This window comes from Streptomyces atratus (assembly GCF_900119365.1).
Taxonomy (GTDB): domain Bacteria; phylum Actinomycetota; class Actinomycetes; order Streptomycetales; family Streptomycetaceae; genus Streptomyces; species Streptomyces atratus_B.
Genome location: NZ_FPJO01000030.1, coordinates 38,157 through 51,612, shown reverse-complemented (window position 1 = coordinate 51,612; position 13,456 = coordinate 38,157). Strand labels below are relative to the sequence as shown.

Annotated in this window: 8 protein-coding genes; 7 read left to right on the top strand and 1 reads right to left on the bottom strand. The window is 74.2% G+C overall.

The features are described 5' to 3' along the window. The first annotated feature begins 58 nt into the window (after positions 1-58). The 5 genes from BT364_RS32760 to BT364_RS32740 all read left to right on the top strand — a co-directional run bounded on the left by BT364_RS32760 (position 59) and on the right by BT364_RS32740 (position 8,416). Positions 59-1,384 (top strand): coiled-coil domain-containing protein, encoded by a 1,326-nt coding sequence (locus tag BT364_RS32760; RefSeq protein ID WP_072488842.1) that lies wholly within the window; start codon positions 59-61, stop codon positions 1,382-1,384. Between the two features lie 61 nt (positions 1,385-1,445). Beyond that, positions 1,446-4,196, top strand: a complete 2,751-nt coding sequence (locus BT364_RS32755; protein WP_072488841.1) for a serine/threonine-protein kinase — start codon at positions 1,446-1,448, stop codon at positions 4,194-4,196. A 2-nt stretch (positions 4,197-4,198) separates the two neighbouring features. Continuing rightward, positions 4,199-5,545, top strand: a complete 1,347-nt coding sequence (locus tag BT364_RS32750) for a protein phosphatase 2C domain-containing protein (RefSeq protein WP_177328331.1) — start codon at positions 4,199-4,201, stop codon at positions 5,543-5,545. 122 nt (positions 5,546-5,667) lie between these two features. Next, the gene (locus BT364_RS32745) at positions 5,668-7,026 is read left to right on the top strand and encodes a vWA domain-containing protein (protein WP_072488840.1); all 1,359 of its coding nucleotides are present in this window, start codon (positions 5,668-5,670) and stop codon (positions 7,024-7,026) included. A 154-nt stretch (positions 7,027-7,180) separates the two neighbouring features. After that, positions 7,181-8,416, top strand: coding sequence for an FHA domain-containing protein (locus BT364_RS32740; RefSeq protein ID WP_072488839.1), 1,236 nt, complete (start codon positions 7,181-7,183; stop codon positions 8,414-8,416). 6 nt (positions 8,417-8,422) lie between these two features. On the opposite strand, the gene BT364_RS32735 is transcribed toward BT364_RS32740, so the two are convergent. Beyond that, on the bottom strand, positions 8,423-9,403 hold the full coding sequence (locus BT364_RS32735; protein ID WP_072488838.1) for a methyltransferase domain-containing protein: 981 nt from the start codon (positions 9,401-9,403) through the stop codon (positions 8,423-8,425). Between the two features lie 131 nt (positions 9,404-9,534). On the opposite strand from BT364_RS32735, the gene BT364_RS32730 reads away from it, so the two are divergent. Together BT364_RS32730 and BT364_RS32725 are read left to right on the top strand one after the other, a co-directional pair. Beyond that, the gene (locus tag BT364_RS32730; protein WP_072488837.1) at positions 9,535-9,939 is read left to right on the top strand and encodes a globin; all 405 of its coding nucleotides are present in this window, start codon (positions 9,535-9,537) and stop codon (positions 9,937-9,939) included. A 918-nt stretch (positions 9,940-10,857) separates the two neighbouring features. Beyond that, positions 10,858-13,455 (top strand): FtsX-like permease family protein, encoded by a 2,598-nt coding sequence (locus tag BT364_RS32725; RefSeq protein ID WP_371268675.1) that lies wholly within the window; start codon positions 10,858-10,860, stop codon positions 13,453-13,455. The last annotated feature ends 1 nt before the right edge of the window (position 13,456 follow it).

Sequence of the window (13,456 nt, the reverse complement as noted above, 5' to 3'; positions counted from 1 at the left end):
GACAGTGGTACTGATCCTGCCGGGGCCCGTCCCGGCAGGAAGAGCGGAGAGGTGATCGATGGGCGTCGCGGGCCCCTTCCCCGGCCAGGCGGCCGGGCCCCCCGTCCCGGTCATGGACCGGGACGAGGCGGACCGTGCGCTGGCCCGGCTCGGCGCGGAGCACGAGGCGATCGAGACCTCGCTCCTCGCCCTGCAGGACCATGCGGGCCGCCGGCTCCTGGAGGGCGCCGAGCTGACCGGTGTCACCAAGGAGCGCTGGGCCTCGACCGACCAGGCGATCACGCTGCTCTGGGGGTATTTCGACGCCTACGCGGGGACGCTCGCCCAGGCGCGTGCGGTGCGGGCCCGCCGCCGCTATCCCAACCGGGACGATCTGGTGGCCCTCACCGAGCTGCTGCGCGGCCAGGGCGTCACGGTGGCGCACGCGGCGGCCCGCCCCGATCCTTCGGTCAACGGCCCGGCCAGGCTCTCCGAGCGGTTCACGCTGGAGGAGCTGGTCGGCCGGATGAACGAGCTGTACGCCCGCTCGCTGGACATGGTCGTCGCCTCCGACTCCGTGTGGTCCGCGCTGCCCGCCCGGATAGATCTGCTCGCCGCCGAGCTGCACCGCACGCGTTCGCTGGCGCACTCCGTGGGGGTGCGCCCCGGTGAGCACCCGGCGGGCGACGACCTGGAGGCGATCACCCACGAACTGGCCACGCTCCGCGTCCAGGTGATCTCCGATCCGCTCGCCTTCTGGCTGCCCGGACCGGGCAGTTCGGCGCCCGGCGGCGGCCGCCCCGACACGGCGCGCTACGACCGGGCGGCCCGCGCCCTGGACGACGTACGCCGTGAGATCGAGGCGGTGCTCGCGGTGCGGCAGGACGCCGAGCAGCGCCTGGTCCAGCTGCGCGACGTGCTCTCCCGCGCGGACCGCACCCTGACCGAGGCCCGGGCGGCGCGCGGCGAGGTGCTGGCGAAGATCGCGGCCTCCGAGGTGCCCGCGGTCAGCGGCCCGGCGACCGTGCTCCAGGAGCGGCTGGCCGCCGCCTCGGAGTACCGCAGGCATGCCCAGTGGCACCGGCTGTCCCCGCTCCTGGAGACGCTGGAGCGGGAGGCCGAGGACGAATTGCTGCGGGCCCGCGAGTCGTTGACCGCGGTCACGGCCCCGCTGGCGGTGCGGGCGGAGCTGCGCGGCAGGCTCGACGCGTACAAGGCGAAGGTCGCCCGGCACGGTCTGGCCGAGGACCCGCTGCTGATCGAGCGGTACGACGCGGCGCGCCGGATGCTGTGGAGCGCGCCGTGCGATCTGCGGGTCGCCGGACATGCGGTGCTGCGCTACCAGGAGGCCGCGGCCGAACTGCTCTCCCAGCGCCGGGCACCGGGGCCGGAGGACCGGCGATGACCACAGGGGTACGCAAGGCAAAAGGGCCGCTTCGGCGGCGGGGCGATCAGGGGGACCGACCATGAGTACGCAGTGCCAGCGCCCCGCGTGCGAGGGCAGTTACGAGGACATGGGCGGCGGTGAGCTGTACTGCGACACCTGCGGTCTGGCTCCGGTCGTGTCGCCGAATGGCCTGGTGAGCTCGCCGCCCACCGGGATCGCGGGCGGCGGCGCGAACAGCCGGGGCAGCGGGAGCGGTTCGGGGTCCTCGTCCCAGGCGTCCTCGCGTTCGTCCCGCTCGTCCCGCTCGTCGACCTCCCGGCGTTCGGTGTCGGGGCGGCTCTCGCGTTCGCTGTCCGGCTCCGCCGCCTCCCCCTCGGTCTCGGTGCGTTCCTCCGGTTCGTCCTCGGGCGCGTCCGCCCGGGGCAGGCTGGGTATGGGCCTGGTGCAGGTGCCGGACGTGCCGCGTCCCGACCCGCGCTCGGCGGTGATGGAGAACCCGGAGGTGCCGGAGCGAAAGCGTTTCTGTTCGCGTTCCGACTGCGGGGCCCCGGTCGGCCGGTCCCGCGGGGAACGGGCGGGCCGCACGGAGGGGTTCTGCACCAAGTGCGGTCACCCCTACTCGTTCGTGCCCAAGCTCCACGCGGGCGACATCGTGCACGGTCAGTACGAGGTCGCCGGCTGTCTGGCGCACGGCGGGCTCGGCTGGGTCTATCTCGCGGTCGACCGCGCGGTCTCCGACCGCTGGGTGGTGCTCAAGGGCCTGCTCGACACCGGTGACCAGGACGCCATGGCGGCCGCGATCTCCGAGCGCCGCTTCCTCGCCGAGATCGAGCACTCCAACATCGTCCGGATCTACAACTTCGTCGAGCACCTCGACCAGCGCACCGGCTCGCTCGACGGCTACATCGTGATGGAGTACGTCGGCGGCAAGGCGCTCAAGGACATCGCCAACGAGCGCCGCACCGCCGCCGGCAAGCGCGATCCGCTGCCGGTCGAGCAGGCCTGCGCGTACGGCATCGAGGCGCTGGAGGCGCTCGGTCATCTGCACAGCCGCAACCTGCTGTACTGCGACTTCAAGGTCGACAACGCGATCCAGACCGAGGACCAGCTGAAGCTGATCGACATGGGCGCCGTCCGCAGGATGGACGACGACGAGTCGGCCATCTACGGCACGGTGGGGTACCAGGCGCCGGAGGTCGCGGAGGTCGGCCCGTCGGTCGCCTCCGACCTGTACACGGTCGCGCGGACGCTCGCGGTGCTCACCTTCGACTTCCAGGGCTACACCAACGTCTTCGTGGACTCGCTGCCGGATCCGGACAACATCGAGGTGTTCCGGACCTACGAGTCGTTCTACCGGCTGCTGGTGCGGGCCACCGATCCGGATCCGGCGCGGCGGTTCGCCTCGGCGGCGGAGATGGCGGAGCAGCTGACGGGTGTGCTGCGCGAGGTGGTGTCGCTGCAGACGGGGCGGCCGCGCCCGGCGCTTTCGACGCTGTTCGGCACGGAAGTACGGGTCACGGACACGCAGTTGTTCCCCGAGCTGACGGACGATGTGTCCCGGCTGGGGGCCCGGGGCACCGCGTCCGGCCGCTCCGGGCGGCGGCGGGGCGGGGCGGGAGGCGCCGCGCCGGCCGCGGTGCCGGTGGCGCCCGCCGCACCGGCGCCGGGCGCGCTGCCCGCGGGCGCCCCGCCCGCTCCCGGGTACGCCGCGCCGGGGGCCGGTCCGCTGACCGCGCCGCCCACCCACGTCCGGGCCGGCGGCGCACCGGGCCGGAGCGGCGAGGCCCTCCCGTACGCGCAGGCGCAAGCCACGATTCCGGGCCCCCGGCTCCCGGCCGGCGCCCCCGGCGCGCCGTCGGGGTTCCCCACCCCGCAGGGCACCCGGCCGGCCGGGCTCGACGTACGGTCCACCTCGCTCGCGCTGCCCGTGCCCCGGGTCGACGCGAGCGACCCCAACGCGGGTTTCCTGGCCGGGCTGATGACCACCGCCCCGGCCGAGCTGATCACCGCGCTGAACGCGGTGCCCGTGGCCTCGCTGGAGACCCGGCTGCGTGAGCTGCGCGCCCGCCTGGAGATGAACGAACTCGGTGCCGCGGGCCGGACCCTGTCGGCGCTGGAGGGCCAGTACCCCGACGACTGGCGGGTCGTCTGGTACCGCGGCGTCACCTCGCTGGTGACCGGTGACAACGAGAACGCGGCGCTCTCCTTCGACGCGGTGTACGACGCGTTCCCCGGTGAGCCGGCGCCCAAGCTGGCGCTGGGGATCTGCGCCGAGGTGCTGGGCCAGCTGGACAACGCCGCCGAGTACTACCGGCTGGTGTGGACGACCGACCCGAGCTTCGTCAGTGCCGCCTTCGGGCTGGCCCGGGTGCGGATCGCCGCCGGGGACCGGGCCGGGGCCGTCAGGGCGCTGGAGTCGGTGCCGGAGGCGTCGATCCACTACACGGCGGCCCGGGTCGCCGCGGTGCGTGCCCGGCTGCGTGGCCGGGCCCCGGACGAGCCGCTGATCGACGATCTGACGGCCGCCTCCGACCAGGTCTCGGGACTGGCCGGTTTCGGGCTGGACGCGGTGCGCCGGGAGCAGCTGTCGACCGAGGTGCTGGGCGCGGCGCTCGACTGGGTGCTCTCCGGCAGCCCGGCGGCGCGGTCGCCCGCGCCTGCCGGGCCGACCGGGCCGAGAAAGCTGCTCGGCAGTGAGCTGGACGAGCGGGGCCTGCGCTTCGGGCTCGAGCGTTCGTACCGGATGCTCGCCAGGCTTGCGGAGCCCGGCGATGAGAGGATCGAACTGGTGGAGCGGGCCAACCGTTTCCGCCCCCGGACGTGGGTGTGAAAATGTCGCAGAAGCCCCAGGAGACGGCCCTGTCGAAGTGCCCCGGCTGCGAGGAGCCGCTGGAGCCGGGGGACCTGTTCTGCGGTGCGTGCGGGTACGACCTGTCGGCCGTGCCCCCCGCCCCCCAGGACCACCCGACGATCGCCCTGGCCGTCCCCGTGGAGAACGGTGCGGAGAGCGGTGCTCAGGCCCGCGCGGCGGAGGTCCGCTTCGACCGGCGGGCCGGATCGGACGGACCGGACGGACCGGACGGAGCCGCCGGACCGGACGGAGCCGCCGGACCGGGAACCCCGGGCGGATCCGGGGACTTCGAGCTGGCCGCGCCCGTGCCGGCCGCTGCGCCGTCGGCCGCTGCGCCGGCGCCCGACCCCCGCACCCCCGCCTCGGAACCGCTCGCGGCCACGCCGCCGGCCGGTACCCGGGTGTGTGTGGCCTGCCGGGCCGGCAGTGTCGACACCGACGGCTACTGCGAGAACTGCGGTCACGCCCAGCCGCGCGAGCGCGACCACATGGAGCAGGAGCTCGGTTCGGTGGCCGCCGTCAGCGACCGGGGGCTGCGCCATCACCGCAATGAGGACTCGTTCGCGGTGTCGACCACCGCCCTGCCCGACGGTTCACCGGCCGTCGTCGCGATCGTCTGCGACGGTGTCTCGTCGGCCAGCCGCCCCGACGAGGCGTCGGCGGCCGCCGCGAGCGCGGCCAACGAGGCGCTGCTGGAGTCGCTGCCGCGCGGCACCCATCCGCAGCAGGCGATGCACGAGGCGATCCTCGCGGCCGCCGAGGCGGTCAACGCACTGGCGCAGGAGCCCGGCCGGGCCACGGAGCACGACCGGCACCGCCACCAGAACGCCCCGGCGTGCACCCTGGTCGGCTCGATCATGGCGGGCGGCCTGCTGGTCGTCGGCTGGGTCGGCGACAGCCGTGTCTACTGGGTGCCCGACGACCGCGCCAACCCGCCCGCCCGGCTGACCGAGGACGACTCCTGGGCCGCCCAGATGGTGGCGGCGGGGCTGATGAACGAGGCCGAGGCGTACGCGGACGAGCGCGCCCACGCCATCACGGGGTGGCTCGGCGCCGACGCGTACGAGCTGGAACCGCACACCGCGTCCTTCAAGCCGGACCGGTCCGGTCTCGTGGTCGTCTGCACGGACGGCCTGTGGAACTACGCGGAGTCGGCGGCCGAGATGGCCGCGGCGGTGCCGGCCGACGCGCATCAACGGCCGCTGCACGGCGCCCAGGTGCTGGTGGGGCATGCGCTCGACGGCGGGGGCCACGACAACGTAACAGTGGCTCTGCTGCCGTTCGCCGTGGAGCCGCAGGGGGCAGGATCGGCGTGCGGTACCCCGTGAGTCCCGTTCCGTAACGCTTGGTTCCAGTTCCGACCGTCCGCCCCGCCACCGCTGCCTTCGCCCGTTTTTCTTCGCTCACAGCTGTCTTCATCCGACACCTGGAGTCCCAAGGAGCCGACCAGATGGCCAACTTCTCCAAGTCGAACGTGCCGCAGTTCTCCGTCGAGGTGTACCAGAACGAATATCTGCCGGAAGGCGGACGCGAGGTCAACGCGATCGTCACGGTCACCTCGACCGGGGGCGGCACCACCGGCGGCGTTCCGCTGTCCGGTGCGGCGGTGACGCCCGCGCGGACCTCCGGGCAGGCGCCGAAGGCCGCCGTGGTGATCATGGTCGACTGCTCCGGTTCGATGGACTATCCGCCGACGAAGATGCGCAACGCCCGCGATGCGACGGCCGCCGCCATCGACACCCTGCGCGACGGCACCTCGTTCGCCGTCGTCGGCGGTACGCATGTCGCCAAGGAGGTCTACCCGGGCAACGGCAGGCTCGCCGTGGCCGACGCGCGGACCAAGGCCCAGGCGAAGGAGGCCCTGCGCGCGCTCAGCGCCGGTGGCGGTACGGCGATCGGCACCTGGCTGCGGCTGACCGACCGGCTGCTGGGCGCGGCCGATGTGGACATCCGGCACGGCATCCTGCTCACCGACGGCCGCAACGAGCACGAGGCCCCGGAGGACCTGCGGGCCGCGCTCGAGTCCTGCGCGGGTCGCTTCACCTGTGACGCCCGCGGTGTCGGCACCGACTGGGAGGTGAAAGAGGTCACAGCGATCGCCTCCGCGCTGCTCGGCACGGCCGACATCGTCGCCGACCCGGCGGGGCTGGCCGCCGACTTCACGCAGATGATGGAGAACGCGATGGGCAAGGAGGTCGCGGATGTCGCGCTGCGGCTCTGGACGCCCGTCGGGGTCGAGATCAGGTTTGTGAAACAGGTCGCACCGACGGTGGTCGATCTGACCGGCCGGCGCACCGAGGCGGGCCCTCGCGCCGGGGACTACCCCACGGGCTCCTGGGGCGACGAGTCCCGTGACTACCACGTGTGCGTGCAGGTGCCTCGGGCCGGGATCGGGCAGGAGATGCTGGCGTCCCGGGTCTCGCTGATCCTCCCCGACCCGTCGGGCGGGGCTCCGCAGACGCTTTCGCAGGGCCTGGTCAGGGCTGTGTGGACCGAGGACATGGCGGCGTCCACCTCGATCAATCCGCAGGTCGCGCACTACACCGGCCAGGCGGAACTGGCACAGGTCATCCAGCAGGGAATCGATGCCCGCAAGTCGGGAGACTTCGACGGCGCGACCGCGAAACTGGGCCGCGCGGTGCAGCTGGCGTCGGCGTCCGGGAACGAGGACACTGCGAAACTGCTTTCGAAGGTGGTGGACGTCGTGGACGCGGCGACCGGTACTGTGCGACTGAAGGCCAAGGTCGCGGACGCCGACGAGATGACACTCGAAACGCGCTCGACCAAGACCGTTCGCGTCAAGAAGTAACCACCGAGCCGTACAGCGAAAAAGCCACAGAGCCGTACAGCGAAAAGCACAGCGCCGCATAGTCGAACCGCCCGGCGGAATGCTCCGCCGGGGGGCGAAGAGCAAGAAAATACGCCGGCCCCGGGGCCGGCCCAGGAGAGGGGGAAGCGCCGACATGCCGACCTGCCCGAACGGACACCAGTCGGGTTCCGACGACTGGTGCGAGGTCTGCGGCCATCGCATGACCGGCGCGGGCGCGCCTGCGGGCGCGGCCCCCACGCCGCCGCCTCCGCCGCCCGCTCCCGGATACGGCTACCCGCCCGGCCCGGGATCCGACGCGACCCAGCAGGCGGAGCTCTGCCCGCAGTGCCGCACGCCCCGCGAGGCGATGGCGCCGTTCTGCGAGGAGTGCCGCTGGAACTTCCTCACGAACACCGCGACGTCGTACACGCCGCTGGCCCCGGCCCATGGCGTTCCCGGTCCGCCGCCCGGTCTCAATCTGCCGCCCGGCTTCCAGGCGCAGCAGCCGCCGGCCCCGCAGCCGCGCGATCCGTTCGAGTACCAGGGTTCGCGGCCCTCGCAGGTGAACCGCCCGGCCGAGCCGCTCTCCTCCGAGCCGGGAAACCCCCCGGGTCCCCCGGTGCCCGGACCGGGCCCGCAGTCGCCCCCGGTCCCCGGCCCGCAGTCGCCCCCGCCGCCGTTCCAGCAGGGTCCGCCTCCGCCGTCCTTCCAGCAGCAGTCGGCGCCGCCCTCGCCGTTCCAGCAGCAGTCCGCGCCACCGCCGTTCCAGCAGCAGTCGGCGCCGCCCGCCCCGCAGCCGCCGGCCCCTCAGCCGCCCGCACCGCAGGGCCCGCAGCCGCCTGCCCCGCCGCAGGGACCGCAGGGTGGTGGTGACGACGACTGGATGCTGTCGCCGCCGTCCCGTACCCAGCCCCCGCAGCAGCAGCCGGCCCCGCCGCAGCAGGGACAGCCGCCGTTCCCGGGGCCGGGCCAGAACCAGCCGCCCGCGAGCTGGACCGCGGTCATCGCCCCGGACCGTGAGTACTTCCTGGCGATGATGCAGCGCAGCGGCCCCGAGGCGACCGGGCTGAACCTGCCCGCGTACTCCCCGGAGCAGCAGCTTCCGCTCTCCGGCAACCAGGTCACCGTCGGCCGCCGCAGGCAGAGCACCGGCGAGTCCCCCGACATCGATCTGTCCGTGCCGCCGGAGGACCCGGGCGTCTCGCACCAGCACGCGGTGCTGGTGCAGCAGCCCGACGGCAGCTGGGCCGTGGTCGACCAGAACTCCACCAACGGCACCACGCTCAACGGCGCCGAGGACCCGATCCAGCCCTATGTCCCCGTCCCGCTCCAGGACGGCGACCGGGTGCATGTCGGGGCGTGGACGACGATCACGATCCGCCGCGGCTGATCCGCGTCACACGGTGGGCAGTGGCCAGACGTACGGCCCCTCGGGGTCGTCCAGCCAGGCCCACTGCCGCCCGTCCCTGACCGTGATGCCGAACCTCTCCCGCTCGGGGCGCTGCTCGCGCCGCCAGAGGGAGAGGGCCTCGCGCGGGTCGAGGGAGCCCTCGGTCAGCGCCAGCATGAACCGGAAGAGGTCGTTCTCGCTGACGTGCCTCGGCACCGTGCCGGTGTGCGGGCGCCGTGCGGTCCGCGCCGGGGCGCCGCGCAGCGGTACGAAGTACGCGGCCGTGTGCAGGAACCGGCCCTCGGCGTATCTGCCGTGTGCCCCGTCCCGTACCCGCAGCGCGATCAGTCCGGTGGCGAACGGGGCCAGTATCCGGGCGCCCGGCACGCACTGCTCCAGCCAGGGCTGCGGTACGCACGGCAGGGTGCAGGTCGCGATGATCCGGTCGTACGGGCCGCGCCGGGGCCAGCCCCGGGTCCCGTCCCCGGTGATCACCGCCGGGTGGTACCCGGCCGCGGCCAGGTGCCGGCGGGCCGACTCGGTGATCTCCGGGTCGAGGTCGACGGTGGTCACGGCGTCGTCGCCGAGCCGGTGGGCGAGCAGCGCCGCGTTGTAGCCGCTGCCCGCACCGATCTCCAGGACCCGCTGTCCGTCCTGTACGTCCAGCTCTTCGAGCATCCGGGCCATCAGCGACGGCTGGCTGCTCGACGAGATCAGTTCGCCGTCCTTGATCCGGGTGGCCAGCGGCCCGTCCTCGTACGCCCCGCGCAGCCACCGGGCCCGCCGGACCGGGTCGGGGTCCTCGCACCACAGGCGGTCGTAGCCGCCGGCCACGAAGTAGTACGGCACGAACAGATGCCGCGGCACCTCCTCGAAGGCGGCCCGCCAGTCGGGGTCGCCCAGCGCCCCGCCGGCCACGATGGAGCGCACCATCGCCCACCGCTCCTCGGCGGCGGCCACGGCGAACCGGTCGGTGTGCGCGTTCATACCTCCACCTTCCTGCGTCGAGGGCCCGGGGGCCAGGAACCGGGCGGGCGACGGGTCGTTGGACTGCCGGGAGCTGCCCGGGTGGTCCTAGGACCCCGGTCCTCGGCCGGTGCGTCTGCGACGATGGACGGGTGACAGAGATTCCGCGCGACACGCTGCAGGAGCAGACCTTCTACGAACAGGTCGGCGGCGAGGAGACCTTCCGGCGCCTGGTGCACCGCTTCTACCAGGGGGTGGCGGAGGACCCGCTGCTGCGGCCGATGTACCCGGAGGAGGATCTGGGCCCGGCCGAGGAGCGGTTCGCGCTGTTCCTGATGCAGTACTGGGGCGGGCCCCGTACCTACAACGAGCGGCGCGGGCACCCCCGGCTGCGGATGCGGCACGTCCCGTTCCGGGTGGACCGGGCGGCGCACGACGCCTGGCTGAGCCATATGCGGGTGGCCCTCGACGAGCTCGGGCTGGCGCCGGAGCACGAGCGGCAGCTGTGGGACTACCTGACCTACGCCGCGGCCTCGATGGTGAACACCCAGGGCTGAGCCCCTCTCCCTCACCGTATTCCCCGCCGTAAGCGCGGAATTCGGTCTTCCATCACCGATAAACGGTCACAATTGGATCAAGTACGGACGCAAGCGGTTTCCAAGAGCGCATGCGCCTTGAAAGCATCCGTAGAACGCCGGGGGGCGTGTGTGTGACGAGGGCCCAGGGGGGCGTGAGTGACGGGGTTCGTCTTTCTCCGGGTGCGGGCCCATCGGCTCCTGCTCTCCGCGGCCCTCCTGGCCGTCGTACTGACCACCTCGGTGCTGGCGGCACTGACCGCCTTCTCCGGCTCCGTCGGCGACGCGGCACTCCGCCACGCGCTGACCCACCGTTCGGCGGCCGACGCCTCCCTCGTGATGTCCGCCCAGGTGGCACCCGCGCAGCGGGACACGGCCGACGCGATCGCCCGGAAAGCGGCCCGCGAGGCCTTCGACGGCCTTCCGGTGACCGTCCGGACGCTGGAGACCTCGGGTGCGTACGCGCTGCCGCGCGAGCTGCGGGCCCCGCAGGCCCGGGGCGGCGAGCCCGATCTCACCCACTTCGCCTCGGTCGACCGCAGCCGGGTCCGTATCACCGCGGGCCGCATGCCGGCCTCGGCCGACAGAAAGACCGGCGGAGAGTCCGACGGGAAGACCGGCGGGAGCACCGACGGGCCCGTCCAGGTCGCCCTGCCGCGGCCGGCCGCCGAGGCGCTGAAGATGAAGCCCGGTGCGCGGATCACCGTCACCGACCGGCTGACCGACAAGCCGCTGCACGTCCTGGTCACGGGCGTGTACGAGGTGTCCGACCCGGCCGATCCGTACTGGCAGCTGGACGAGCTCGGCGGGCGCGGCATCCGCAAGCTCGCCTTCACCACCTACGGCCCGCTGCTCACCGGCCCCGACCCGGCCGGCTCCGGACGGATCAGTTCCGGGACGATGTCCTGGCTCGCTGCCGCCGATTTCCGCACCGTCACCACGGACCGCATCGACGCGCTGCACAGCGCCGCCACGGCCGCTCCGAAGACGGTGACGGCGGCCCCCGAGTTCAAGAGCGGTGCCGCCGCGCGGACCTCGCTGCCCCAGGTGCTGGAGCAGATCGACCGGGCGCTGCTGGTCTCCCGCTCGACACTGATGATCGTGGCCGTCCAGCTGGTGCTGCTCGCGGGATACGCGCTGCTGCTGGTGGCCCGGCTGCTGAGCAGCGAACGCGACGGCGAGACCCGCGTGCTGCGGGCACGCGGCGGATCGCGCGGCCGCATCACGGCGCTCGCCGCGATCGAGGCGCTGCTGCTCGCGCTGCCCGCCGCGCTTGTGGCCCCACTGCTCGCCGGGCCGCTGACCCGGCTGCTCGCGGGCCGCGGCGCGCTGTCCCGGATCGGGCTGCGGCTCGACGGCGGCGCCACCGCCACCGTCTGGCTGGTCGCCGTGGTCGCCGCGCTCGCCTGCGCGCTGGCCGTGGTGGCGCCCGCGCTGACGGCGGGCGCCGGGGAGCGCCGGGGCGGCCGGACCGCGTCGCTGCCCGCGCCGCTGCGGGCGGGCGCCGACCTCGGGCTGCTGGCGATCGCGGCGGTGGCGTACTGGCAGCTCGACCGCCGGGCCGCGGATGTCGGCGGCGGTGTGCTGAGCGGGGACCGGCAGGGCCGGCTCGGTGTCGATCCGCTGCTGGTCGCGGCGCCCGCGCTGCTGCTGCTCGCGGGCACGGTGCTGACGCTGCGGCTGCTGCCGCCCGCGGCCCGGCTCGCGGAGCGCGGTGCGGCGGGCGGCCGGGGGCTGATCACGGCCCTGTCCGGCTGGCAGTTCAGCCGGCGCCCGCTGCGCAATGCCGGGCCCGTGCTGCTGCTGGTCCTCGCGGTGGCGATGGGCATGCTGGCCATCGGGCAGCGCGCTTCCTGGGACCGTTCGCAGAGCGACCAGGCGGACTTCAGGGCCGGTGCGTCGCTGCGCGTGACGACCGGTGCCGACGACGATCCGGCGAAGGCCGGCGGGTACGCGCGGCTGCCGGGCGTACGGGACGCCGCGCCCGCGTTCCGCGCGACCACGGAGCTCTCGGGCGACCGCACCGCCTCGGTCATCGCCCTGGACACCGCGCACGCCACCGAGCGGATGCTGATCCGCGACGACCTCGGCGACCGGCCGCGCGAGCGGCTGTTCGACCCGATCGACCCGCCGAGGACCGCGCGGGCCGGGCTGGCGCTGCCGGAGCGCAGCGAGCGGCTCCGGTTCGACGTACGGATCACGGTGGCCGGGGCGCACGCGGCGACGGCCGACGATCCGGTCCTCGCCGTGCTGCTGGAGGACCGCTACGGACTGCCGTACCGGGTGCCGGCCGGGGCCGTGCCCGTGGACGGCAAGGCGCATCCGGTCGACTTCGCGGTGGCGGCCGAGGGTGGGCTCGCGGTGACCGGGTTCGAGCTGAGCGGCAACCGGCCGACCGGGGCGGGCGAATCCCAGCGGCTCGGCATCGGCGCCCTGCGGACCGTGACGGCCGACGGCACCGAGCACCCGGTCCCGGTCCCCGAGGGGTTCGGCTGGCACGCCGAGCTGACCGGCACCGGCAACGGTGGCGAGGCGGAGCCCGGCGAGGCCGTGGACGCGGCGGCCTCCGCGAAGAGCCCGCTGACCGTCGGGTACGACACCGGCTCCGCCCCGAACATGTGGAACTACACGCCCGCCTTCTCCGTACGGGTCACCGCGCCCCGCCCGACGGCGCCGATGCCGAAGGCGATCGTCACCGACGCGTATCTGAAGGCCGCCGGAGCGAAGAAGGGCCAGAGCGTCGATGTCACGCTGGCCGGCGAGACGCTCCGGGTGAGGATCGCGGACGTGGTGCGCCGGCTGCCGACCACCGGCACCGGCGTGGACGACTCCGCGGCCGGGCGCGCCGAGGACCGCGACGGCGGAGCCCTGCTGCTCGACTTCAGGGCCGTCGGCCAGGTCTTCGCGCAGCGCCCCGGCGCCGTGCTCACCGCCAACGAGTGGTGGCTGAGCACCGCCCCCGGACAGGCCGCGAAGGCCGCCGCCGCGCTGCGGGCGCAGCCCTACACCGATCCGGCGCAGGTCCTGGTGCGGGACGAGATCGCACGGGAACTGGTCGGCGATCCGCTGGGCGCCGGGCCGCAGGCCGCGCTGCCCGCGGTGGCGGTGGTCGCCGCGGCCCTGGCCGCGGTCGGCTTCGCGGTGAGCGCCGTCGGCGCCCAGCGGGAGAGGGCCGCCGAGTTCGCCGTCCTGCGGGCGCTGGGCACCCCGCGCCGACGGCTGACCCGGATGATCGCCGCCGAGCAGGGCGTACTGATCGCGATCGCGCTGCTGGTCGGGGCCGTGCTCGGGGCCGTGCTGAACCGCGCCGTCGTACCGCTCGTCGTACTGACCGGACAGGCCACCGCGCCGGTGCCCGGGGTGCTGGTGCAATTGCCGGCCGGGCAGATCGCGGCGCTGCTGGCAGGTGTCGCCGCGCTGCCGCTGGTGATCGTCGTGGCGCTCGCTCTGCGCGGCGCCGACCCCGCGGCCTCGCTGCGCGTCCAGGGGGACAACTGAC